A 23,627-nucleotide genomic window follows, 5' to 3' on the forward strand; every position below is an offset into this window, starting at 1 on the left:
GCCATCACACGCCCAATGCATTAACCATTAGCCCCGGACTTAAGTCCGGGGCTAATGGTTAATGGTGTTCGTGCGAATCGATCTTCCCTAGTTTTTCATTGATGTCTTTCAGCACCTTTTTTGATTCTTCTGTGCCAATCGCTTCTACACGTTGAATGGTATAAGGCAATATTTTAGGTAGCTTGGATTTCTCGGCCATTTGCAGCGCACGTTTCATGTCAATGGCAGCCAGTGGCTCAGCAGCATACCATACCATCAACGGCAGGTTATGATCATCTTTGTCTTCCACTTTCTGAACCAAAGCATCCAGCACGTCCCAGCGCTGACTCGGATCAAGTCGTAGCATTCCCGAAGTGAGGTACAGCCTTACTAGCGAAGAATTATCGGTTTTTGCCAGTTCCACAAAGCGTTTCAGGGTTTCGGGTGAAACTGTTTTTCCCTCGGTCAAAAGTTGGATCGCCCAGCTTCTCACGTATTCTCCGTCGCTGGCCAGCAGGTCGGTGAGTTCTTTTTCCGTCAAACCCTTTGTTACATGCAATGTCCATAATGCACGCAGCTTTCTTGTTTCATCAGGGTTTTTCGCCAGGATTTCCTTTAATGCTTTGTGTACCTTTTTGTTGGGGCCTCTTTCCTGCAAAATCGTCCTGGCCTGGCGCACGTACCATTCATTGCGGTGCAACTGGTAATTTACCAATTCCATATCCGAAGCTTTGGACAAATCCGCCTGTACCCATTTATCATTTTCATGGCTGATCTTGAAAATCCGACCCATTGTTTTGTCATGAACATCGGGGTTCGGGCTGTGACATTGGTTTTTATCATACCAGTCAATCGCCCACACAGATCCGCTCGGGTCATATTTAAAGTTCAGCCACTGCGACCAGGAATCATTCATCGCCATAAAATCAGGCTTGTGAGAGGCTACATATCCCGAGCCATTTCTTTCAAAATGATCGATATTGAGCCGCGCACCGTTGATATTGTTCATGAAAATTTCATTCCTGTATTCCTTCGGCCAACTATCTCCGCCGAGGTAAATCATCGCCCCTGCATGCGCATGGCCGCCACCCGCAGAAGCGGAACGGAAATTGCCGGCGTGCGGCCCCCGCTCGCCTACCCAGTGTACGTGGTCTCCTATCGTTTTGATATCATCATAAGTATAAGGGTTGAAATGCTTACCCGCCTGACGCTGGTACCGCGCCCCCTGGATAATGTGGTACATGTGCGGGATCACACAAACCGTGATGAACGGGTGACCGTAGTCATTGAAATCAATCCCCCATGGATTGCTGGAACCTTCCGCAAAAAGCTCAAATTTATGGGTTACCGGATGTAGCCGCCATACACCTGCATTGAGTTTGGTACGTTCCGAATCCGGTGCGCCGGGCTTACCGACATTGGAATGTGTAAACACACCGTGGGTTCCGTAAAGCCAGCCGTCGGGGCCCCATCTCAGGTTATTGAGTACTTCATGGGTATCTTCCAGTCCCCAGCCGTCCAGTAAAGTCTGCACAGGTCCGGCAGGTTTATCATTCTTGGCATCAATTGGAATAAACAATAAGTAAGGAGCCGAACCAAGCCACACGCCACCCATTCCTACTTCAATGCCGCTGATCAGGTTGAGGTTTTCAGCGAAAACCTTCTTTTTGTCCAGGGTACCGTCACCGTCAGTATCTTCCAGGATCAATATCCTGTCCCTGCCCTGTCCTTCCGGGGCGCGAACCGGGTAAGTATGTCCTTCTACCACCCAAAGCCTTCCTTTTGAATCAATGGTAAAACTGATGGGCCTCACCACGTCCGGTTCGGAGGCAGCCAATGTTACTTTGAACCCCTTGGGAGGAGTCATCGCTTTGGCCGCTTTTTCGCCTGAGAGTCCCGCATTCAATACCGGATCAAGTGGTGGAAGTATGATGATATCCTTCTGTTTCAGCTCATTAGAAAAGTCTGGCCTGCTCGGGTAGAACAGGAATTCGTCAAAATTAATATGCGCCCATTTGTCGTTGGCAATGTAAGGAATCTGTGAAATCCCGGTCTCATTGTCGATGATGCGGATGAAAATGTCTTTGTTCAGATAAGCCTGTAAATCAACCACCGCAGGCTGCAATGTAGCCCGGCCCTGCCCGGTAATGTGGTAAATCACATTGCCGGTCCCCGCCAGTACCAGCTCCACGCGGGTGTCCTGTAATGCACCTCCCGAAACCCGGAAAGCAGCAAATGGCTGGGTCACTTTAAATGGTGCGGAAGTAAGCGTTCCCGTGAGTTTATAATTGGTAGTACCGCCGCTGCTGAGGAAATATTTACCTTCAAAACCAATATTCATCTCTTTTTCATGCACCGGGGAGGGATCTGAATTGAAAAGCGGGTTAGCAAAAGCGTCACCGGTCGCAGTCCAGTCTTTTAATGTTCCGGTTTCAAAATTCAGGTTCAATGGCTGACCATCTTTCATGGGCAGCTGCCCCGCAACAGTAGCATCAGAAATGACGCCCTCCACGACTTCAAATGTTCCCACCATACCCGCCGCGCGGTGCCCGGGAACAGAACAAAAATAAGTATCAGTCTGCCGCGCCTTGAAAATTAGACTGGTGCTTGAACCCTTTTCGAGGATCACTTTGCTTTTAATACCCAGCTTTTCAAGGGCGATGTCGTGGGTCATGAGTTCACCATTGGTGATGGTGATACGTACTCTATCGCCTTGGTTGGCCTTTAAAGTAGGATTTCGTGCGCCGTCTTTTCCAAAAAACCCAAGCATTGTCGCTTCCAATGCATAATCACGATCGTATTTGGCGGTGTCTTTGGCCGACGCGGTTTTTGATTGCGCCATACCGGAAGTTGCAGCTATCGAAAGAATGACAAAATGCAGTATTAAGAAGCGTATTTGATACATGGCATGGGTGGTTAATTTCAGCGATAATTTCCCATAAAAGTCCGGGCTTCCACCAGTCCTACTATAAATGCAGAATCATATTGGTAAAATTACAAATACAGTACAGTAGAGTTAACTAAGGTTTAGTTTACTTGCTCTGTGAGCGCACCGGTTCGTCCCGCATTCTGATTTTGACAATTCTGGTGATCAGGTCCAGCGGCATGGGTTTGTCGAGCGGAAAATGTACGGATCCTTTGGTACCCTTGTATTTTGAAAGTTCTTCTCCCAGCTCTTCCAGCAGCGCCCCCGAAACCGGATATAATGCAACGTGCTTTTTCCATCCCGCGAAGTAAATCAGGTAGGAGCCGCCCAGCGTGAATGTGGGCATATCATAAGAAATGATTTCCTCCGCCTCCGGCGCCGCTTTCTGAATGGTTTTTCTGATCTCTTCCAGTACTGGCTGGGTTTCTTTCGGAAAACCTGCGATGTATTCGTCGATCGTTTGGGGTTTGTTTGCTGACATAGTAATTGATATTTAGCCTTTTACACAAAGAAATCACGGCGGACAATTTAATGTCATCCACGCAAAAAATATGCACAATACTCAATGGTCTGAAAACGGCGGCAAGCACCGGATTAGATTTGATGCATCATTTACAACACGTATTCGCTATGAAATATTTGTTTCTACTCACTTACCTCGTCGCTTTCCTGTCGAAGTTTACGGTAATGGCGCAGGCTCCCAATAAAATCAATTACCAGGCCGCAGCAAGGGATGCTTCCGGTACACCATTGGTCAACAGGGACATTAAACTACGGCTAAGCATTCGTCAGGACGCTCCCGATGGACCTGTACAATACACAGAAACCAGAAGTGTCACAACCAATTCACTAGGACTTTTTAGTGTAGCCATCGGTGGAGACGGCGCTTCCGACGTATCGGGTTCAGTGGCTTCTACCTCATGGAACAGCGGCGATAAATTTTTGAAAGTTGAAATCGACCCGAATGGTGGCAGCTCATTTACCGATATGGGTTTCAGCCAGTTGCTGAGCGTACCATTTGCACTCAGCAGTGCCGACAATCAATGGCAGGCCAACGGTTCCAACATCAGCAATAAAAACGCTGGTAATGTAGGCATCGGCACAAATGTACCCGATCCAAGTGCGATCCTGGACCTTAAAAGTGATTCGAAAGGATTGCTGCTTCCGAGAATGTCGGCAGGACAAAGAACTTCTCTTTCTCAGCCTGCAACGGGTCTGCTTGTGTACCAGACAGAGGCTCCTGAGGGTTTTTATTACAATAAAGGTACGCCAGCTGCGCCAGACTGGATTTTATTGGGAGGAACTGGTCCGCAAGGAATGCCTGGTAGCCCTGGAATTATTCAAAGCTACACCAATGCCGGAACTGCGGCTTACCCGTCCAGCATATCCGACTTTATTAGTGCACCATTGGAAATCACTATTCAGGAAGGACAGACGGTCTTTTTGGTTTCCAGCAGGGCAATGGGCGGATACTTCGCGGCCAACGAACTCGGAATTTATCCAGCTTATCAGAATGTAGCTCCTGGAAGTCCTATCCAAAAACTGAATCTGGGGATGTACGGACTGCAGGTCCCCGCCAATACGAGAATCACTTTCTCTGTAAATGGTGTATTTAAAAACCTTCCCGCCGGCACTTATCGTTTTGGAATGGCAGGCATTACGACCAGCTCCAACTGGATCAATGCAGAATGGAGTTACAGCAGCGCATTGGTTTTCTAGGAGGTTCAAATCTTAACATTCTACAAAATGAAAAAACTTCTCCTCGTCTTACCTTTTTTGCTGGTGAGCGCCACTATACATGCACAAAGCATTGGCCCACAAACAATTAATACAACCGGTGGCAAGGCTAATGTCGGTACGCTATACCTGGACTGGAGTGTCGGGGAGATAGCAGTGACAACCATTGGATCTTCTGAAATACAGCTTTCTCAAGGTCTGCTGCAACCCGATGCGGCGTATCCATTCCCTGTGACGCTGATCTATTTTACGGGAAAAGCTGTCGGCCAGCAGAATGAGTTAAGCTGGGCAACTTCGGAGGAAACCAATAATGATTACTTTGAAGTGGAACGTTCATCGAACGGGATCAATTTTGCAACGCTCGGCCGGGTCAGTGGAGCGGGTAACCACAATGTCAGAAAAACATATAGCATGACCGACCCTTCCCCCTATCCACACACTTATTATCGTCTCAAACAGGTTGACTATGATGGTACGACTAGTTATTCATCTATTATTTACGTTAAACAGGCTGCTGCTCAGAGGTTTTCATTGTATCCCAATCCAACAGGTGGTACGCTCAATCTGGCAATTAAAGAGGGCGCTACGTCGCTACATATTGTCATTTACGACTTTAATGGTAGGGAAATGTTACAAAAAACATATTTCCCCGCAAGTGTAATGTCCATCGACATTCACCATTTAATCAAAGGTAAATACATCATGAAAGTAGAGCGTGGCCCGGAAGAAGTCTGGTCTGCACCGTTCCTGAAATTGTAACCGACCCACATTCTCCTTTCAGACCTGGTCAATATTGATCGTCAGCGTTCTGCGAAATGCATGTCCTCCGATGTTTTGCAACGGCGGTACGGAATGGAGCGAGTTGAAGGTTTTCAGAAATAGAATGCATTGATTGGGAACGTATTCGACTGTTTTGATCAGATCACATTCTTCAAAATCAAAGTAATTATTGTAGAAATTGTAGTTCTTCCGAATGTCTTTCGGTTTTAATATGTCGGTACCTCCCTTCCACGCCGGGTCCCACTCTCCTTCTCTCAAAATCGATATCACCAGCGTGATCACTTTTTGAGGCGCATCCGTATGCGGGCGTACATTTCCGCCATCGGAAGGTAATGCGGAAAATTCAAAACGTGCCCGTAATCCCTTCCTTCTCATCAGCAGATTCCGCTTCTTTTCCAGCCAGTCGAGTAAGCTACTATTGAGAGGTGAAGGTGAGGACAAAATATTGGCACCGGAAAGCCGCAGCTGAATGTAGTTCTGCTCGAAGCAGTTGAGCACGTCATGAATAAACTCCGGGCTTTTGATATAATGATAAAATTCCAGGTAAACGGGTGTCTGCCTGACGAACTCGTGATAAGCTCCCTGGTTGTACAACTCAGAAAGCGCCCTTTTGTTCGACATTGAGTCAAAGAAATTACCAAAAACTTCAACGGACGGAAAACTGTCAACCATTCTTTTATAATGCGCTTCTTCAATAAACTGACCCGCAACACCCAACGGAAACGGTTCATATTCAAACACGAAGTTCTGGTAATTCAAGAATTTCATAAAGAGGAGTTTAAGAGGATAATACAAAAAGAAGGACTCGACGTCAATCTAATTGATAGTCAGCGAAATGCCCATTCAACCGTCTCACTGGTCTGCTACCTGCCGGAGCGAGCAATATTACACGGGAAGGCCATCAGCTTGACAGCACTGAAATGCCCTGGAAACGTACCGCCGAGTTCTGAGATGTTGAATTGATCGCCGTAAGGAAGTTTTTAATGGGGTTACCCGAAAAAGGAAAATTGGGAGACACGTTACTGACGATCAGTTCCAATTATAAATAATAGGTGTTTCATATTCCGGTATAATGCATTGTGAGTTAATATTGCGGGGATACTATCATCAAAATTCGTTTATGCACAGAACTAAACTTTTTTCTTGCCTGCTGATTGCATCGATAACTGTTTCCGGTCTGTTGGCCTGGAAGAGCCGTGATATTCAAAGAGAAAATCGCGCTGAACCCAAACGCCCCAATATCATCGTGATCCTGGCCGACGACATGGGCTACTCTGACCTGGGTTGCTATGGTGGCGAGATCAAAACGCCGAATATTGATTATCTGGCTCAAAATGGCCTTCGGTACAGGCAGTTTTACAATACATCACGGTGCTGCCCTACCCGCGCATCTTTGCTGACTGGCCTGTACAACCAGCAAGCAGGCATTGGAAAAATGACCGAGGCAGAAAACCAACCGGGTTACCAGGGACATTTGACTGAAAATACGGTGACATTGGCAGAGGTTTTGAAAACAGCAGGTTACCAAACGGCCATGACCGGCAAATGGCACGTATCGAATACATTTACCCAGAAAGACCCACAGGAACAACTGGCCTGGCTCAACCATCATAAGGATTTTGGACCATTTTCGCCAATAAACCAGTATCCCACCAGCCGGGGGTTTGATAAGTTTTTCGGAACGATATGGGGTGTTGTAGACTTTTTTGATCCATTCAGTTTGGTCAACGGAACAGAGCCAGTGAAAACGGTACCAGCTGACTACTACCATTCCGACGCGATCAATGACACGACGGTTTCATACATCAAAGAATTTTCAAAGTCGAACAAGCCGTTCTTCATTTATGTTGCTCAAAATGCCCCACACTGGCCGCTGATGGCCAAACCAAAAGATATTGAGAAATACAAGGACACCTACAAAGTTGGCTGGGATGTGATCCGGCAAGCACGCTACAAAAAAATGGTACAGCTTGGACTGATCGATCCGGCGAAGACTAAATTGTCGGATAATGCAAAGGGCGCTATCAAATGGGAAGACAATCCGACCAAAGAATGGGACGCTGCGGCGATGGCTGTACATGCAGCCATGATCGACAACATGGACCAGGGTATCGGACGCGTGATCAACACATTGAAACAAACCGGTGAGCTGGACAACACACTCATTCTTTTCCTGACAGACAATGGCGCAAGTCCAGAAAATTGTGCGAATTACGGTCCCGGTTTTGATCGTCCAAACGAAACACGGGATGGCAGGAAGATCGTTTACGCAATACAAAAACAGGTTATGCCGGGTCCACAGACATCTTATGCGTCCATTGGCCAGCGCTGGGCGGGTGTGGCCAACACGCCATTCCGTTACTGGAAAGCGGAATCGTTTGAAGGCGGCATTAATTCCCCGCTGATTGCTTTCTGGCCCAAAGGCATTACTGCAGAAAAAGGCAGTTACAGCGACCAGCCAGGACACGTAATGGATCTCATGCGTACTTTTTGTGAAATCGGCGGTGCTGCTTATCCGTCTACTTTCCAAGGAAAACAGATCACGCCAACAATGGGAACAAGCCTGGTCCCTTCATTTAATGGCAAAAAAGGCGGTGGTCACAAAGAATTGTTCAATGAACATTTTGGTGCCAGGTATGCAAGAAGTGGCAACTGGAAACTCGTTTCGCCCGCTGCGGATTCCACATGGCACCTGTACGACCTTGCCGTCGACCGGACTGAGACAAACGACCTTGCTGCCAAACATCCGGAGAAGGTAAAGCAACTGTCTGCATTATGGCAAAACTGGGCAGTAACGCACCAGGTATTTCCAAAGCCGCAGAGGCAGGCGCTCAAGTGATACTGAAAACGAGTTAATCATTATCAACGGTGATTACCATAAAGTCGCCCATTTTAACTTTTTCGTAATCGACCGGAAAACAAAATCCACTACGAAGCTGGATTTGCCTCTGGAGAAAGGCCCGGCAAGGAAATGTGTAATCCACGAAAAGGGCCTCGTTATATTACAACCAGCTCCGATCGGGCAGGAAACTTTGTATGGGTTTACAATAATAAAGATGACAAACTAGAAAAATGGCTGCAATTCACTGGAAACGTCGACTACATCCTGCGAATTGATCGACTGCGCTAAGTTAGGCTTCTAGTCTTTCAACTTCGTCTACAGAAAGTTCCAGAAGTTCTGCAATCAGGGAATTACTCAGCCCTTTCTTTTTCATACTGCGGGCAACTGTCATTTTTTCTTCCAATTTACCCTCAGCGATTCCTTGCTCGATTCCCTTTTCCATTCCCTCCTGCACGCCTTTCTCAAAACCCTCTTTCTGGATATAATCCAACGAGTTAGCCCAATCCCATTTATATTTCAAACTTGCGTCGTATGCCATTTTTTCTGCTTTGTTTAGCTTACAAACTTCTGCGATATTAAACAATTTACTAAAAACAGGCTTTCTCAAAAATACAGGAATTTTATCCAATTTGCTCAGGTTTTTTAACAAAAAGAACCAATTGTCCAGTTCCGTAACGAGCTCTGACTCAGTTTTGCTAAACTTGGGCATCTCAATAAAGGTGTATCCCAGCTTGTCATAAAATACTTCGCCGGTGCCCAATCTTGTCAGTTGTATTTTGTGTAAATATTGATCCGGCAGGGAATCTTCGAATGTGAAATCCATTAAACCGATCAAATAAACCGGTTTCAATCGGTAGTCCCAACGATGTACTCCCGCCGGAGTCTGCTCCCTTATCAACGACGATGTATAATACACACATCTGTCTTTAAAATATTGCTGCCTCAGTCGCTGTACTTCAATAATGAATTGCTCGCCGTCGAGCCCTGTGCAGAACAGATCAAATATGGCCCTTCTATCTTCGAGAAGTTGACCAACATGTTCATTTTTACTATAAACCAGGTCGACGATATGCCTTTCCCCTAGAAAAAGCTGATTGAGAAAATCAATCAATAACTCTTTATGCGGCTCTGAACCGAATAACCTCTTAAACCCAAAATCCGTGAAAGGATCGATAAACCTGCCAATGGTATATTCCTGCATAAACAAGTGTGTGTGAAAAGTTCAAATATATTAAATCCCGCCGCCTCACTCAGAGATTCACAACGAACGGTCAAAAAATACCCATTTTATTTATCCAGCGACCTTTGCCAACAACGATGGTTTTTTCTCAATCTCAAATGTCAAACCATTGATTACACATTACGAATATCAGCTGTCGGACACAAGGACATTTCGCAGGTTTTATCCGTGAAAGCCGGGACTCACCCCGATCTGAACCAGAAACTCAACCGGACTGTCGGCGTGAAAGTCCGTGAGGAAGGCGGAATGGGCTCGGATTTCAACCTTTCGATCAATGGTCTGGCGGGAAAAGCGATTAAATTTTTCATCGACGGCGTACCTATGAAAGTAATGGCCAGCGCCACATTGAACAACATTCCGGTCAATCTGGCCGAACGGATGGAGGTCTACAAAGGCGTCGTCCCCCGATTGCTCGTCCAGGTCAAATCCTTCGGAATATTCTTGAACAGAAGCCTTAACTCTTAATTTGGAATTCATTCAATCCACTTGTTTAGAAGGTGGAATAATTGATTCTCAGCCGAACTATTTCGAATTGAGATTCTTCGCAGCAATCTAAGCGGGATAAGGTCGGTACTTTGTAGAAGAAGAATGGACAATGTTCATTCGGTTCATTTTTGCGTGCAACCAATGAACATTAATAATCAAAAGGAAAGAAGACAAAGTCAAGATAAACCCAGCTGCTTCATGAACAGCTCCTTATAATTACTCCCAATCGGAATTTCAGTGTCGTTAATGAACACCCTGTTTCCCTCAATATGATCGATTTTTGATTTATTGATAATAAAAGAGCGGTGGACACGAAGGAACATTGACTTCGGGACCAGCTCTTCAAAATTGGAGAATGTCATGGCAGGAAGCAGCGTGTTCTGTACCGTTTTGATCTTGGTATAGTTACCGTTTGCTTCTGCATACAGAAGGTCGTCGTGGCGGATTTTGTAGATTTTTCCGTCTGTTTTGATAAATATAAAATCTTCGGTTTTCGGATCTGTATTTTCTTGAAAAATAACCGGAGTAGGATTCAGTTTTTCAATGGCCTTATCAACGGCTACCATAAACCGCTCCATTGAAAACGGTTTCAGCAGGTAATCACAGGCCGAGAGGTCGAAAGCATCCAGCGCGTATTCCTTGTACGCGGTTGTGAAAATGATTTGCGGCGGGTTTTTCAGTGTTTTCAAGAACGAAATGCCATCCATTACCGGCATGTTAATATCCAGAAACAGTATGTCAACCTTCTGCTGCTGCATGACTGTCTTGGCTTCCAGCGCCATACCACAGGAAGCGACCACATTCAGGTACGGTAAATGCCCGCAATAATTCATGATAATATCCCGCGCAATGGGTTCATCGTCAACAATCAGGCAATTGAATATCTGCATGTTACTTAATTTTCAGTCTCAGGTTTACCGTATATTCTGTCTCTCCATCCTCAATTTCAAGTTCGTGCTCACCAACGTACAGCAATGAAAGCCTTTTCCTCACATTAGCGAGCCCAAACCCGCTATGTTTGTCCGTAATCTTCTCCTCGGCGACAATTCTGTTGTGCGAATTTTTGACTGTAAACAGAATGTAGTTCGCCCAGGTTTTCATGGCAATAGTAATGAAAATATGATGCTCTGCCGTGTTTTTGGAATGCTTGAAAGCATTTTCGATAAACACGATCAGGAGCATAGGAGCGATTTTGGCCGAAGAATCCAGTATTTCTTCCAAATCCGTCGTCAGTACCAGCCGCTCTCCCAACCTCAGCTGCTCAAAATCAATGTAGTTGCGAATGTAAGTCAGTTCGTCCTTCAAAGGCACAAAAATTTCATTGGCATCATACACCGAATACCGTAGTAGTTCAGAAAGTTTCAGTAACAATGCCGGCACTTTTTCATGCTGCGTGATAGAGAGCCCGTACATATTATTCAATGTATTGAACAAAAAATGAGGGCTTAGCTGTGACTGCAAAAGATGCAGCTCGCTTTCGCTGTGCGCCGCCAATGTCCGTGCCTCGCGCAGCTGATTCTGCGTGACGCCCCGCGCCAGCTTGATAAGCATGCCGAGTGACACGCTAAACAATAAAAACGGCAGCCAGTACAACAGCAAACCCAATGCTCGGTTGTTTTCCATCGGATAATCCCCATGAATGAAAAGCCAGGCAAAGTTCAAACCCATGATCACCGCCAACGTGACCAGCAGCTTATTGGTAACCGCTTTATTATTGGCAGTCCAGAGCAAACCAAAGTACCTGCCCAAAAAAACGCCTGCAAAAAAAACGAATGTAGCGGCGGTGGCAGCCGCCTCATCCAAATGGGTATGCAATGCTTCCAGGTAAGCCTGTATCGCCAGCCACACCGGCGCCGCAGTGAGGGCAGTCAGAAGGAAATATACCCCGAACGAAATCTGCTCATTTTTGGAAAAATTCTTTATTGAGGTCATCATTATTCCTTTTGTATCTGCATTATAATCGCAAATATTCATTTCACGACGTTCACACATCAACTTTCCCGGTCAGACAGCCGGTATTTACTGACGGAAAGCTGATAAGCAAGTATCAAAATTTTTGTCAGCCCAAAAACCCGTTCTGTCAGTGATTTGGGAAGTTACAACACATTTATTTCATGTCGCGATCTGCGTAGTCAATATTTGACCTATCCTATTAACAACGCAAATAAAATAGCCATGAAAACGTTACTTACTGCCATTTTTTTACTGGTTACCATACTTGCCGCATCCGCCCAAACCGACGAGAATACGATCTCAGGTGCTGTGAGAGACACCCGCAATGAAGTCATCCCGGGAGCCACCGTCAAACTACTGAAAGCCGCGGACTCGTCTATGGTGCAGGGAGAGATCACCGATATCGACGGCAAATTCCGGTTCAAAAACGTAAGTCCGGCAACTTATATGATCAGTATCACCGCTATGGGACAGAAGCCGTTTGTCAGTGTGTCTGTTACCTTAGACGAAGCGCATCCTTCCATTACGATGCCGCCCGTAATCCTGCTTCCCGCCAAGGACATTGAACTGAACGAGGTCACTATTAAAGCAAAAAAGCCGCTGATTGTGCAGGAAATAGACAGAACGGTTGTCAATGTGGAATCTATGATCAGCAGCGCCACGAGCAATACATTGGAAATATTGGGCAAAACTCCGGGTGTAACGGTGAGTACCAATGGCGATATCAGCCTGAACGGCAAAGGCGGCGTGATGGTGCTGATCGACGGCAGAAGTACCTATATGTCCGGTCAGGACCTGGCTGCTTACCTGAAATCCCTACCCGGCGGCGTACTCGATAAAATTGAACTGATCGACAACCCGCCGGCCCGGTACGACGCAGCAGGCAATGCGATTATTGACATTCGTTTGAAAAAAAGTCGTGCAGGCGGATTGACCGGCAGTGTTTCCTTTGGTGCGAGCATGGGCAAATATGCCCGGAACAATGATGCCGTTAACCTTAATTACAACCGTAAAAAAGTAAACCTTTTTGCCAATCTGGGATATAACCACGAGAAAAATTATAGCCTGGATGCCTACGACAGACGGTTTTACACCATTGATTCCAAGCCCTCTTCGTTTGTCGATCTTGTCAATAATCAGACGTCCCAAAACAATGGTTTTAATGCCAATTTCGGAATGGACTTTGCGGCAACGCCAAAAACAACCTATGGTTTGATCATCAATTTGAATGGTGGAAAAAGAAAGGGAACACTTGATTATGAGAGTACTAACTTCAACGCCACGCATCAGTCCGACGCACTCGGCAGCGGTAGCAACAGGGCACAGGACCGGAGAGATAACAAGGGTTTTAACCTGAACATGCTGCACAAGTTCAACACTACCGGCCGTGAACTGGCCGTGGATGCCAATTATCTTCGCTACGATTCACAAGGCAACCAAACGATCCGAAATTCAACATTCGATCCGAAAGGAGCAGTTACCGGCCGAGAAGAATTTTTATACTACATTCCTTCATTGATCAACATTTACACTGCCAAAGCTGACTACACGCATCCGCTCAAAAACAAAGCAAAAATGGAGGCTGGCTTCAAATCGAGCATTGTGGATAACGACATTGTATTTGATCATTTCAATGTAAACGAAGGCATTCAAACCATTGACAACCGCCGGTCCAATCATTTCAAATACCATGAAAACATTAATGCAGCTTACATCAACGGGCAAAAATCATGGAGCCGATTCGGGGTGCAGCTGGGTATGAGAGTTGAAAATACCGAAGCACGCGGCAATCAGATCGGAAACGATTCGGTACCGGGAATGCGGTTTTTCAAAAGTTACACCGGTCTGTTTCCAAGTGCTTTTTTGAGCTATAAATTGGACAAAAAAGGCAACAACACATTGGTACTGATGGCGGTAAGAAGAATAAACCGGCCTAATTACCAGCTGCTCAACCCATTTGTGGTTTTCAAAGATCAATACTCCTATGGTTCCGGCAACCCGATGGTGACGCCGCAGTATCAAAACCGGATCGAACTGAAATACCAGCACAAACAATTCCTGAACATGGGCCTGAGCTACAACAAGTTTACGGACGTGATTTTTCAGACTACCCAGGCCGTTGGCGAAATTTTCACAACCCGCCCCGAGAACATCGCCAATGGCTATATGGTGCTGCTGAACACGACCGTATCTGTTTCTCCGACCAAATGGTGGTATACCAACACAACTCTGAGACTTTCCAGAATGAAGATCCAGGGACCGGTTTATACCGAGCAGCTGAGCTTTGAAACCAACGTTGCCCGATTGGAATTGAACAATTATTTTACCATGAAAAATGGCTGGACCGCCGAGCTGGGAGGCTACTACGCGAGCCGCGACCTGAACGGGCAAACAGTAACATCGGGTATGTACCGCGTCAATGCGGCGATTCAGAAAAAAATATGGAAAGGTAAAGGTAACATCAGTCTGAGTGCCGAGGACATTTTTCACACCTGGATTTACCACAACAGATCGCTGAGTTTGAGACAATCGGAATACTTTCAAACCAGTGAATCCGATACGCAACGGGTAGGGCTGTCACTCTCCTACCGCTTTGGTAAAGACACATTTGCCAGAAAACGCAGACATAATAACAATGCCTCCGACGATGAAAAAGGAAGGATAGACCAGTAACAAATTTGGGAAAATGAATGTTACCATCAAGTCGCAGCAGACTACCCATCGCATTCCATTCCTAAAATGAATATTCAGACCTTTAAGCCATCACTGGCGCTGGCCCCGTTCATCAAAAAGTACCTGATCATTGAATCCGGCGAAGAATTGGTGAACAGGGTGTTGCCGGAAACCTCGCTGGTGATGGCTTTTCGGTTCAGGGGTAATGTAAGTTATTTGAATGATAATGCACAAAATCAACTCCCTGTTTCAGTTTTGTCAGGTTTGAGAAAGTCCGGGCAACTGATCAGTTATTCTAAAAACGCGGCTAATGTTCTGGTTATATTTAAGGAAACCGGTGCGGCCGCATTTTTCAGGGAACCGCTCCACGAGTTGCACGGGATCAGCGTTTCGCTTGATCATTTTACCGGTTTCCGAAACATTTCCGAACTTGAAGAACAGCTGGCGGAAGCAAATGATCATGCTCAGAGAATGCAATTGGTCGAGCACTTTCTACAATCAAAAATCGCGTATTCCAAGCCCGACGCATTGATACTCGCTGCTGTGGATCGCATTCGCATTGCCAATGGGGTTGTCAGGATCAAAGAGTTAGCGGACGCGCTTTTTATCAGTCAGGATGCTTTTGAAAAACGTTTCAGGCGCATAGCGGGCGTTTCTCCCAAACAATTTTCCTATATCGTCAGAATGCAATCCATTGTAAACGGTGGACTTACAAAACAAACCCTGGCAGATACCGCATTTCAGGCAGGTTATTTCGACCAGCCTCATTTCAATAAAGACTTCAAATTATTTACCGGACAAACACCTTCCGAATTTCTGAAATCTCCGGTTCAGTGGTAATCAATGATTTTTTACAAGACTTTGGTTTCGGTTGTTGAGAAGTTTGCATAAACAAACATTCAACATCATGAAAGTTAACAGCGCGCATAACGTTCAGTTTATCGATAAATTCAATGTGCCGCAAAACGGGAAGCAGGAGTTTCTCGAACGTGTGAAGATTAACAGAAACCTGATCAAAACACTGCCGGGTTTTATTGAAGATACAGCCTACGAAAGAGCTGACCAACAAGGGAACCTGGTTTACATTACCATTGCCGTCTGGGAAAGTGAAGAGGCTATTAAAAATGCAAAAGAAATCGTGCAGGCTGAGTATAAAAAGCAAGGTTTTAACATGGCAGAGATGTTTATGAGGCTGAACATCACCATGGATCGGGGAGTTTATAAAAAGTTGGACTAACTACATTAATGATAGAGGAGAAAAAAGAGGATGATCGCCTGACCATCCTCTTTTTAAAATTTATGCCGTTTGGTCGTCGATTTTGGCATCCGGGGCATTTTTCTTCACCGATTCGATGCCATTGTCCCGGCCAGCAGTGCTTTCATACATTTCGCTGCTTCCGATCACCTGGCCATTCCCTGCTTTGAGGGAGAAGTAGTATTTACCATTTTTAGAAGTCAACCGCTCGTAGCGACCATCATCCGGGGCGTTTTTCCTGACGGATTCAATTCCGTTCTCACAGCTGGCTTTGGTGGAATATCCTTCGCTTGCCAAAATAGTCTGTCCATTATCAGCTTTCAGGTTGAATTGGTATTCACCGTTCGCCCTCGTGGACACTGCAAATTTACCCATAGTAGTATATGTTTGATTGAGAATTCAAAGTACGATTATCTTTGATGAACGCAATGCTTCAGGCATAGAATTTGCATTTACGAACTAATCAAATCTACTGTGAAATCGAGTAAGTGGCCCCCGCTATTTTCCCCATAACTAATGGGATAGCCGGATCGCGGTTTTCCAGCAGGTCCTGGCGAGTTGGTAAAACTTTGATGTCCGGGATAATACCCCTGCCAGGCTCCTGACCAGGTTTGACAGCCATATAGTATCCTCCTACTGGAACGCCCAGATCCAGGGAAGTCGCAGGTAGTTTGAAAATTACAAACGTGCCGCTATTGTCTCCTTCATAAGTTCCGCCGGACTCTGCACCCACAAAAATGCCACGGTTTTCACTCCTGGCCACGGCCAGAAATTCCGAGGTTACCGAGTAGCTCAAACCATTGGTCAGAAACCAGACTTTACCCCGGTAGGCATCTTTCCGTGGGTGGTGTGCGCCCAGATTTTTATGTTTTTTGAACAAAAGCCTTCCCTGTGCATCCTTATGAATGAAGAACCTGGCCAGACCAATGAATTTCGGAAAGTAAGCCGCCTCATGATTTGGCACTTGTTTTTTGGTCTTTGCCTTCACTTCGATCCGGTCATAATAATTGAAATCTTTCAATGCCATGCGGGCAAACAGCTCTTTTCCAAGGACATCATTTCCGCCTTCGTTATCCCTCACATCGACGATCAGGTGCTGAATATTCTTTTTCCGAATCTCCGTAAAACTCGAATCCAGAAAACTAATAAAATGTTTATTGCCATTATTGGAATAAAAACCAGGTATCCGCAATAATGCAACTGAATCGTTTTTCATTTCCAGCCGATTCCGTGAGATCAGTGAACTCGTATTTTTGTTCAATTCCTGCCAAGTTTCAGTAGAAATTCCGTCCGCTTCCGACAATGTCTCCTGCCCTGATTCATCTTTGAAGGTTAGTTGAAATTTCTCAGCTTCCTGAACAAAGTCGGCGTACCAGGCGCTGAAATACTGCTCGATCTGCGCGTCCGCCGATGATCTCACGAAGCCGTCAGTGAACATTTGCTTTCTCAATTCCGTCACTATTTCTGTGACCGGCTTTCCATTGATCTTTTCCAGAAATTTGCCGCGGAAACGTTCATTTATTGATTTGATTACCAGTAAGCGACCACCATCGTCAAACCGTACAATGACAGGGAGCAGATGATCGGTATAGAAGTAAAAAGGGAAGCCTTTCATGGGTGCAAAAAACTTCGTGTGCCCGCAGCGTATTTTCACTAGCATCGGATTAACAAGTCTGAAAAATGCTTTCAATGACAGCGAATCATCCTTTTGTAAAATAGTGCGAACAGAATCACAAGCCGCATCAAACTCACCCTTTTTCCCAAACCGGTTGTACCCGGGATGAAGTCCTTCGACAGATGTTTTAATAAAGGCAAGATCCTTGATCAGCAGATCGGACGGATAGCGTTTTTCGTAGGCAGGCTGTGCATGGCCATGGAAGAAAAACAAGAACAGCGCAATAATGGTGGTGTAGATTGACGATTTCATTTTTTAAAATTTTCCGCAATGTTTCCCCGAAAAATCATCGCGAACGTCTTTGCCGACAAGTTCAGACCAAATAATTTGGCTATTTTTGAGGTTTCACATTCACTTTGATTTTTGCACTTTTACTTTCCGGCATCATACAGGGGAGCTTTCTAATCTTCCTCCTCTACAACAAAGGATCTAACAGGATTCCTAACCGGATTCTGTCATTCTTCATCCTGCTGGTCGTTTTTCACCTTTTCCTGATCTGCCTGGACGTCAAAAATCTGTTTGTCGCATACCCTCATTTCAGCCGGCTATCGTGGCTTTTACCTGTACTGTACGGACCGCTGATATTGCTGCTAACCCAAAGTATCGTCGAAATTAATTTTACTTTCCGGCGCATCCATTTGCTCTACGCCATTCCATTTCTGATTTATCTGCTCTTGCTAGCGCCTTATTTTGGGTCGGGAACCGCCGCGAAAGTAGCCTACTTGTCCGACCCTGTGGCCGTGGTACAGGCGGATTTTGGCTGGATGAACCATGTGACCAATTACCTTCACATCGGTTTTACGTCAGCGGCATTGTGGTTTTTCTATCGAAATCTCGGAGAACGCTCCCAGTATTTTTCGGATGATGCGCGGGTCAATATCCGCTGGTTGCAGGAATTTTTGTGGCTGCTATTGGGGCTCCTGGTTCTTGCGCTTTTCACTTTTTATGCCAAAAAATATCAGTTACCCCTCTTTTCAGGCATTTACCCTTCACATTTCGTACTCGTAGTGGTGATGGTTTACTGGATCGCCTATAAGCTTTTGCAGGAGAAAGTGGCCTTTGCTCCATTCCAGAATGATTTGATCCAAAAACCTGAACCATTGCAGGAGCCAACCGCCGCTAAATATTCAAAAAGTGGGCTGAACAGCGAAGGCAGTACAATGATCGCCGCCCAATTGCGGGATCTCATGGCGGGCGAAAAACCCTACCTCAATCCCGGCCTCACCATCGCGGAACTCAGCGACATGATGGACGTCCCGAAGCATCAGCTTTCTCAGGCGATCAATGCAGAATTAGGCAGCAATTTCTTCGAGCTGATCAACCAGTACCGCCTAAATGAGTTTAAAAAACAAGCTGTCAACCCTGCCAACAGCCATTTATCCATTCTCGGCATTGCGCTGGAATGCGGCTTCAACTCCAAGGCAACATTTAACCAGGTTTTCAAAAAATCGGAAGGAATGACGCCTTCGGCTTACGTTAAGCTGCATAAGTAGGGCGTTAATCAAACGAGTTATAAGCTTACACGTATTTTTACCCGTAAATATCCCGAAATCAACGCATTGACAATGCGATAATTTCTATATTATTTTAAAAGATAATAAGATGTTTAACCTAAACCGTTCAGCACTATGTCTTCAAGAGGTCTTGTTAGGGTATCTAATCTGATCACACCTGCCCACCATGCTTTTGACCCGCTTTCCAAACAGGAAGCTCTCGATCTCATTACCGGATTTGAGGGATTACGAACCAGCAAGAACATTGATGTTTCACAAGCCTCTTTCTTTCTTGACAAAACCACATTGGAAGAGCTGCTGACCGAAAACCGCAATGGCCCCAATCCTGGCAAAGATTTCACTACCGACTTTCAATTCGACGGGCTGAATGTCTATTTCGGCCTCGATGAAAACAATAAAATGCTGCTGCTGATGCGCAGGGCATCATTAACCAATAAACCAGAGATATTTGAACAATATAATGAGGTGTCTCAAACCATGCCCGTGTTCAAGCGTGCTACCAAGACTTTCGAACTGGTCGATTTCGCCTCGGTTTCCTTTAATAGAGGCGATAAGACGCAGGCATACGTCATGGACGTAAATGACAGCTACTATCAGGAGCTCCGCAAAAATTTCGAAGCAAGGTTCCGGCAGGTGACGCCCGAGTTTAGTATTATCCTCCCGCCCCATGTGTTCGCAGCTGTCGGTGCCGGCGTATCCAGGTCTGCCGCTACTAGCCGGGGGCTCAGGGCTATCAGTTTGCAAACCTCGGTCACTGGTTATTTTTTGGGTAAAAACGCGCTGATTGACCAGCTTTGGAATGAAGAGGGAAATGGGATAGGAATCAAGTTTTTCCTGGGTTACGGATCGGCCAGCCGGAATCATGAACCCTTTCAAATCATGCATATCATTGCCATCGGGGCCGAAAACCAGGATGCAACGATTGAGGACTATCCGCGCGAAAGCGTCTGGGGAACCTTGCCGTTCTCTACCGGTCGGCCGTTTCTGACCAGGCAAGTGTCCATCGACCCCGACAACCCGTCCGAGCCACCGCCAGTGGGTGACGGCAGCACGCCCAACATGACTTCTTCCTGTGTACGCAGGCTACCCAGGTAACCATGCTTGCGCTGATACAAAATATTTTTGACCAGCTCGCCCAGATCAGCTCCTACCTGTGGTACCTGCCGATTCTGGCCGGTGCCTGGCAGTGGCGGCATTTGGACACCACTTTCCGATTGTACATCATTGGTTCGGCCTGTTCTGTTTTTATTGTTACCGTCCTCGCTCAGCTGCAATTGCGCAATGTGGCTTATTACTGCATGCCTTTGCTAGGTAGTGTAATATTTGGAATGATCTTTCAAAATCTCCTGAAACATATCGTCAACCCAAAGCTCATTACCGGGCTGTCCATTCTGATCTGGATCGTGGTTTGGCTTTATATTATCATGTATGGTATTCAGGAATTTCAATTGCGATCGACCATTCCATACGATGTGATCATGATGGCATTATCGGGCATTTACATTACCGACCGCCTCAGAAACAGCTCTCACATCAACGAGCCACTGTTTTTCCTGGTGCTGGTACTGCTCATTGATTTTTGTGTCAACCTGTTTATCGATGTCATGAGCAATTTTCTGACGGCCTATTTTTCAGATAATTTCATGGACCTGCTGTGGGATAAGATCATTCCCGCCTATAACCTGATCAAGATTATTTGCCTGATCGTGATCATTCTGTCTGTCAAACCCAAACTGCCCAGCCTTGACCAAATGCCAGAATTCGAAAAGTAAATGTGCCAGATTTGTCTTTAAAAGGCTGGCTCCAATGGTTGTGGCCTGCATCTTTTTGTGCAACCTCGTACAGGCACAGGACATTCAGTTTACTTCCTTTCTGGCTACCAATGAAGAGCAGGATTCCAGCTATAACATTAGCAAGCCTATTGCACTTCTCTACAACCAGACGCACATTATCATCGGATTTATTGATATAAAAGATTCATTGAATGCACGTTATGCATATCGACTGGATGGTTTCGACAAACGCTGGCATGAAAACGGCAAACATACCATTGTCAATTATATCAATCTTTTCGGTGGGGATTATACATTACAAGTCAAAAACCTCAACTATCCCGAACGCATTGCCTCTCTGCCGTTTCACCTGGACGAAGCTTTCTGGCAAAGGCCGTGGTTTGTGCCCATGATCGCCGCCTATGCGCTGTTGATACTTGGGATCATTCTTTATTTTATCAGAATGTACCGCCTCCGCAACCAGATCCGCCTGCAAAAGATCCGGAATGAAATCGCTGCCGACCTGCACGACGATGTGGGTACGGCGTTGAGCAGCATTACTTTTTTGGGTGAAATGGCGCGGTCGCGATTTGAAAAAAAACCGGAAGAGATCCGCCCGATACTGGAACGGATCATGGACGAATCCAAGGAAATGATGCAGACGATGCGAGGCGTGGTGTGGGTCATTAACCCTCAGAATGATAAGGCGGAAGACTTCTTTGAGAAGGTCAAATCGTTCGCAGAGTCAGTCCTTCAAAGCAAAAAAATAGAGCTGAAGTTCACAACCAAAGACACCGGACACTGGCAAATGGGTCTGGAAATACAGCGAAACCTGTTCCTCATCTTCAAGGAAAGTATCGTCAATGCCGCCAAACATTCGGCCGCGACGCAGGTAACCATGGCCGTACAGAAGGAAAAAAATCACGTATGGATCCTTATCAGTGACAATGGGAAAGGATTTGACGATGACTCCTTGAATGAAGGAAACGGGCTGCGAAACCTCAAAAACAGGGCCATGCAGATCGGTGGTGACCTGCAAATTGTTTCAAAACCAGGCGATGGAACGCAGGTAAAAATGGTCATTCCCATCGCATGAATTCGCTATTGACTGTGTGAACGCCTTTATTGACCTTTGATACGCGAAGTCGTTCAATTCTAACATTTTAGTCTTAAATATCATGATCCGGGTAGCCATTTTTGACGATAATAAAACCTTTACCGATAACCTTTCGCTGCTGTTTGATGGCAGTGATGATTACCTGCTGAGCGGTGTTTTTTCCAATGCCCTCAACGTACTCCAAAAGGTTGCCCGCGCCAAGCCGGACGTGATTATCATGGACATTAAAATGCCGGAAGTATCAGGTATCGAAGCGGTTAAAACCATTAAAAAGGAATTTCCGGGCCTTCAAATATTAATGCAAACTGTATTTGAGGACGAAGACAAAGTTTTCGCGGCCATATGCGCCGGGGCGTCGGGCTACATTCTCAAAGGTACCTCGCCCGATCAGGTCCTGGAATCCATTGCGGAAGTCTACACCGGTGGCTCCCCCATGAGCCCCAGCATTGCGCGTAAGGTTTTGTCGTTTTTTCAGTCTGTGAACCAGCCTGAGCCGGAATTTTATGACCTTTCCAAACGTGAGAAGGAGATATTGAAATGCCTGGTCGACGGCCAGAGTTACAAAATGATCGCGGAGACCTGTTTCATCAGCATTAACACCGTCAATTCACACATTCGGAAAATCTACGAAAAGTTGCATGTCAATTCCTCTCAGGAAGCGGTTTCAAAGGCTTTGAGGCAAAAACTGGTTTGAATATTAATACTATTCTTCCACCATTACTTTTCTAAACAAATTCTTGATCAGCGCGATCTCGCTGCCATATTGTGTCCGCTTTCGGGTGGCGAAGTGCAATGTGTTTTTGAGTTTGGGCGAACCTTCCCACAACACCTTGATCAGCCCGTTTTCGACTTCTTTGCGGCAAAGAAAATCGGGGATCACCGCCAGGCCATTCCCGCCGGTGAGGCAACGCACAATGGAATTGATGTTTGGAACAATGTAATTAGGCCGGAAGTCGGGGTTACTGTTGAAATTGAGCTGCCAAAACCGGAACAAATGCTCCATGTCGCTGGTCGTTCCATACCATTTCTGCTCTTTCAGCCAGGCCAGGATCGCATCTTTGTCTTTCTTTTTAAGCAATTCGTGAAAAGCCGTGTCGTCCACCTCGTTACCGCAGACCATTACAATGGTTTCCGAAGAAAAAGCCTCATGCTCAATATTCGGTGATGTGCCTTTTTGAGGCGTGATGATCAGGTCCAGAATGCCTTTATCAAGCTGATCGAGCATTTCCCGGTACTCCCCAAAACGGATGATCACATTGAAAGGTAATGTCGAAATGTACTGTTCCAGCGTGATCTGGAAGGTTTCAAAACACATTCCTACGCTGATCGTGGGCGTATGTTTTTCAGTGCTTTTCTGAAAGTTCTTCTCTGTGTCTTCCAGCCGGGTCAATGGTTCGATAATGGAATTAAACAAGACCTTGCCCCGCTCGGTCGGGATCATGCGACGGCCTGTGCGGTCGAACAGCTTGTAACCCACATAACTTTCGAGCGAGCCCAAATGCAGGCTAACGCCCGGCTGAGAAATAAAAAGTGCTTCGGCAGCGCCGGTAAGCGTCCCGGTTTTATATATAGCCTTAAAAGTGCGGTACCATTCCAGATTGACCATTGTTTTATAGTATTATAATAATGATACAAATGTATGATTTATGTTATTTTTATAATAACTAATCTGCCGGTA

General features: G+C 45.8%; 21 protein-coding genes. 12 read left to right on the forward strand and 9 right to left on the reverse strand.

Annotation, left to right across the window (positions count from 1 at the left end; translation table 11 throughout):
* Window positions 1–58: 58 nt before the first annotated feature.
* Together ON006_RS15190 and ON006_RS15195 are read right to left on the reverse strand one after the other, a co-directional pair.
* Window positions 59–2,884 (reverse strand): PVC-type heme-binding CxxCH protein, encoded by a 2,826-nt coding sequence (locus ON006_RS15190; protein WP_244823079.1) that lies wholly within the window; start codon window positions 2,882–2,884, stop codon window positions 59–61.
* Window positions 2,885–3,011: 127 nt separating this feature from the next.
* A complete protein-coding gene (locus tag ON006_RS15195) occupies window positions 3,012–3,386 on the reverse strand; it encodes an iron chaperone (protein WP_244823078.1) in 375 nt (124 codons plus the stop codon).
* A gap of 149 nt (window positions 3,387–3,535) precedes the next feature.
* On the opposite strand from ON006_RS15195, the gene ON006_RS15200 reads away from it, so the two are divergent.
* Both ON006_RS15200 and ON006_RS15205 read left to right on the forward strand, forming a co-directional pair.
* The gene (locus ON006_RS15200) at window positions 3,536–4,624 is read left to right on the forward strand and encodes a phage tail-like protein (RefSeq protein WP_244823077.1); all 1,089 of its coding nucleotides are present in this window, start codon (window positions 3,536–3,538) and stop codon (window positions 4,622–4,624) included.
* 27 nt (window positions 4,625–4,651) lie between these two features.
* A complete protein-coding gene (locus ON006_RS15205) occupies window positions 4,652–5,401 on the forward strand; it encodes a T9SS type A sorting domain-containing protein (RefSeq protein ID WP_244823076.1) in 750 nt (249 codons plus the stop codon).
* 18 nt (window positions 5,402–5,419) lie between these two features.
* On the opposite strand, the gene ON006_RS15210 is transcribed toward ON006_RS15205, so the two are convergent.
* A complete protein-coding gene (locus ON006_RS15210) occupies window positions 5,420–6,190 on the reverse strand; it encodes a hypothetical protein (RefSeq protein WP_244823075.1) in 771 nt (256 codons plus the stop codon).
* A gap of 352 nt (window positions 6,191–6,542) precedes the next feature.
* On the opposite strand from ON006_RS15210, the gene ON006_RS15215 reads away from it, so the two are divergent.
* Window positions 6,543–8,261 (forward strand): arylsulfatase, encoded by a 1,719-nt coding sequence (locus ON006_RS15215; RefSeq protein ID WP_244823074.1) that lies wholly within the window; start codon window positions 6,543–6,545, stop codon window positions 8,259–8,261.
* A 292-nt stretch (window positions 8,262–8,553) separates the two neighbouring features.
* On the opposite strand, the gene ON006_RS15220 is transcribed toward ON006_RS15215, so the two are convergent.
* The gene (locus tag ON006_RS15220) at window positions 8,554–9,465 is read right to left on the reverse strand and encodes an Rpn family recombination-promoting nuclease/putative transposase (RefSeq protein ID WP_244823073.1); all 912 of its coding nucleotides are present in this window, start codon (window positions 9,463–9,465) and stop codon (window positions 8,554–8,556) included.
* A gap of 12 nt (window positions 9,466–9,477) precedes the next feature.
* Here ON006_RS15220 and ON006_RS32160 point away from each other — a divergent pair, with 12 nt between their 5' ends.
* Window positions 9,478–9,969 (forward strand): TonB-dependent receptor, encoded by a 492-nt coding sequence (locus tag ON006_RS32160; RefSeq protein ID WP_310590209.1) that lies wholly within the window; start codon window positions 9,478–9,480, stop codon window positions 9,967–9,969.
* A 197-nt stretch (window positions 9,970–10,166) separates the two neighbouring features.
* Here ON006_RS32160 and ON006_RS15230 read toward each other — a convergent pair whose 3' ends face one another.
* The gene (locus tag ON006_RS15230; protein ID WP_244823072.1) at window positions 10,167–10,880 is read right to left on the reverse strand and encodes a LytR/AlgR family response regulator transcription factor; all 714 of its coding nucleotides are present in this window, start codon (window positions 10,878–10,880) and stop codon (window positions 10,167–10,169) included.
* A 1-nt stretch (window position 10,881) separates the two neighbouring features.
* Complete coding sequence (locus ON006_RS15235; RefSeq protein ID WP_244823071.1) at window positions 10,882–11,925, reverse strand: sensor histidine kinase; 1,044 nt, start codon at window positions 11,923–11,925, stop codon at window positions 10,882–10,884.
* 240 nt (window positions 11,926–12,165) lie between these two features.
* Between ON006_RS15235 and ON006_RS15240 the strand changes: the two genes are divergently transcribed.
* The 3 genes from ON006_RS15240 to ON006_RS15250 all read left to right on the forward strand — a co-directional run bounded on the left by ON006_RS15240 (window position 12,166) and on the right by ON006_RS15250 (window position 15,853).
* Complete coding sequence (locus ON006_RS15240; RefSeq protein ID WP_244823070.1) at window positions 12,166–14,616, forward strand: outer membrane beta-barrel protein; 2,451 nt, start codon at window positions 12,166–12,168, stop codon at window positions 14,614–14,616.
* A 66-nt stretch (window positions 14,617–14,682) separates the two neighbouring features.
* On the forward strand, window positions 14,683–15,456 hold the full coding sequence (locus ON006_RS15245; RefSeq protein WP_244823069.1) for a helix-turn-helix transcriptional regulator: 774 nt from the start codon (window positions 14,683–14,685) through the stop codon (window positions 15,454–15,456).
* A 67-nt stretch (window positions 15,457–15,523) separates the two neighbouring features.
* A complete protein-coding gene (locus ON006_RS15250; RefSeq protein WP_244823068.1) occupies window positions 15,524–15,853 on the forward strand; it encodes an antibiotic biosynthesis monooxygenase family protein in 330 nt (109 codons plus the stop codon).
* Between the two features lie 60 nt (window positions 15,854–15,913).
* On the opposite strand, the gene ON006_RS15255 is transcribed toward ON006_RS15250, so the two are convergent.
* Window positions 15,914–16,246 (reverse strand): YegP family protein, encoded by a 333-nt coding sequence (locus tag ON006_RS15255; RefSeq protein ID WP_244823067.1) that lies wholly within the window; start codon window positions 16,244–16,246, stop codon window positions 15,914–15,916.
* Between the two features lie 94 nt (window positions 16,247–16,340).
* Window positions 16,341–17,798, reverse strand: coding sequence for a S41 family peptidase (locus ON006_RS15260; RefSeq protein WP_244823066.1), 1,458 nt, complete (start codon window positions 17,796–17,798; stop codon window positions 16,341–16,343).
* 104 nt (window positions 17,799–17,902) lie between these two features.
* Between ON006_RS15260 and ON006_RS15265 the strand changes: the two genes are divergently transcribed.
* The 5 genes from ON006_RS15265 to ON006_RS15285 all read left to right on the forward strand — a co-directional run bounded on the left by ON006_RS15265 (window position 17,903) and on the right by ON006_RS15285 (window position 22,643).
* Window positions 17,903–19,039, forward strand: coding sequence for a helix-turn-helix domain-containing protein (locus tag ON006_RS15265; RefSeq protein WP_244823065.1), 1,137 nt, complete (start codon window positions 17,903–17,905; stop codon window positions 19,037–19,039).
* Window positions 19,040–19,174: 135 nt separating this feature from the next.
* The gene (locus ON006_RS15270) at window positions 19,175–20,155 is read left to right on the forward strand and encodes a hypothetical protein (protein ID WP_244823064.1); all 981 of its coding nucleotides are present in this window, start codon (window positions 19,175–19,177) and stop codon (window positions 20,153–20,155) included.
* Between the two features lie 2 nt (window positions 20,156–20,157).
* The gene (locus ON006_RS15275; RefSeq protein WP_244823063.1) at window positions 20,158–20,832 is read left to right on the forward strand and encodes a hypothetical protein; all 675 of its coding nucleotides are present in this window, start codon (window positions 20,158–20,160) and stop codon (window positions 20,830–20,832) included.
* 34 nt (window positions 20,833–20,866) lie between these two features.
* Complete coding sequence (locus ON006_RS15280; RefSeq protein WP_244823062.1) at window positions 20,867–21,928, forward strand: ATP-binding protein; 1,062 nt, start codon at window positions 20,867–20,869, stop codon at window positions 21,926–21,928.
* 82 nt (window positions 21,929–22,010) lie between these two features.
* Window positions 22,011–22,643, forward strand: a complete 633-nt coding sequence (locus tag ON006_RS15285) for a response regulator transcription factor (protein WP_244823061.1) — start codon at window positions 22,011–22,013, stop codon at window positions 22,641–22,643.
* Between the two features lie 9 nt (window positions 22,644–22,652).
* Here ON006_RS15285 and ON006_RS15290 read toward each other — a convergent pair whose 3' ends face one another.
* Window positions 22,653–23,555, reverse strand: coding sequence for a LysR family transcriptional regulator (locus ON006_RS15290; RefSeq protein WP_244823060.1), 903 nt, complete (start codon window positions 23,553–23,555; stop codon window positions 22,653–22,655).
* Between the last annotated feature and the right edge of the window lie 72 nt (window positions 23,556–23,627).

Origin of the sequence: Dyadobacter pollutisoli, assembly GCF_026625565.1 — a bacterium.
Taxonomy (GTDB): domain Bacteria; phylum Bacteroidota; class Bacteroidia; order Cytophagales; family Spirosomataceae; genus Dyadobacter; species Dyadobacter pollutisoli.

Coding starts and splice junctions, on each gene's coding strand:
- ON006_RS15190 (WP_244823079.1), bottom strand. CDS start 2,884: ATGTATCAAATACGCTTCTTAATACTGCATTTTGTCATTCTTTCGATA.
- ON006_RS15195 (WP_244823078.1), bottom strand. CDS start 3,386: ATGTCAGCAAACAAACCCCAAACGATCGACGAATACATCGCAGGTTTT.
- ON006_RS15200 (WP_244823077.1), top strand. CDS start 3,536: ATGAAATATTTGTTTCTACTCACTTACCTCGTCGCTTTCCTGTCGAAG.
- ON006_RS15205 (WP_244823076.1), top strand. CDS start 4,652: ATGAAAAAACTTCTCCTCGTCTTACCTTTTTTGCTGGTGAGCGCCACT.
- ON006_RS15210 (WP_244823075.1), bottom strand. CDS start 6,190: ATGAAATTCTTGAATTACCAGAACTTCGTGTTTGAATATGAACCGTTT.
- ON006_RS15215 (WP_244823074.1), top strand. CDS start 6,543: ATGCACAGAACTAAACTTTTTTCTTGCCTGCTGATTGCATCGATAACT.
- ON006_RS15220 (WP_244823073.1), bottom strand. CDS start 9,465: ATGCAGGAATATACCATTGGCAGGTTTATCGATCCTTTCACGGATTTT.
- ON006_RS15230 (WP_244823072.1), bottom strand. CDS start 10,880: ATGCAGATATTCAATTGCCTGATTGTTGACGATGAACCCATTGCGCGG.
- ON006_RS15235 (WP_244823071.1), bottom strand. CDS start 11,925: ATGATGACCTCAATAAAGAATTTTTCCAAAAATGAGCAGATTTCGTTC.
- ON006_RS15240 (WP_244823070.1), top strand. CDS start 12,166: ATGAAAACGTTACTTACTGCCATTTTTTTACTGGTTACCATACTTGCC.
- ON006_RS15245 (WP_244823069.1), top strand. CDS start 14,683: ATGAATATTCAGACCTTTAAGCCATCACTGGCGCTGGCCCCGTTCATC.
- ON006_RS15250 (WP_244823068.1), top strand. CDS start 15,524: ATGAAAGTTAACAGCGCGCATAACGTTCAGTTTATCGATAAATTCAAT.
- ON006_RS15255 (WP_244823067.1), bottom strand. CDS start 16,246: ATGGGTAAATTTGCAGTGTCCACGAGGGCGAACGGTGAATACCAATTC.
- ON006_RS15260 (WP_244823066.1), bottom strand. CDS start 17,798: ATGAAATCGTCAATCTACACCACCATTATTGCGCTGTTCTTGTTTTTC.
- ON006_RS15270 (WP_244823064.1), top strand. CDS start 19,175: ATGTCTTCAAGAGGTCTTGTTAGGGTATCTAATCTGATCACACCTGCC.
- ON006_RS15275 (WP_244823063.1), top strand. CDS start 20,158: ATGCTTGCGCTGATACAAAATATTTTTGACCAGCTCGCCCAGATCAGC.
- ON006_RS15280 (WP_244823062.1), top strand. CDS start 20,867: ATGGTTGTGGCCTGCATCTTTTTGTGCAACCTCGTACAGGCACAGGAC.
- ON006_RS15285 (WP_244823061.1), top strand. CDS start 22,011: ATGATCCGGGTAGCCATTTTTGACGATAATAAAACCTTTACCGATAAC.
- ON006_RS15290 (WP_244823060.1), bottom strand. CDS start 23,555: ATGGTCAATCTGGAATGGTACCGCACTTTTAAGGCTATATATAAAACC.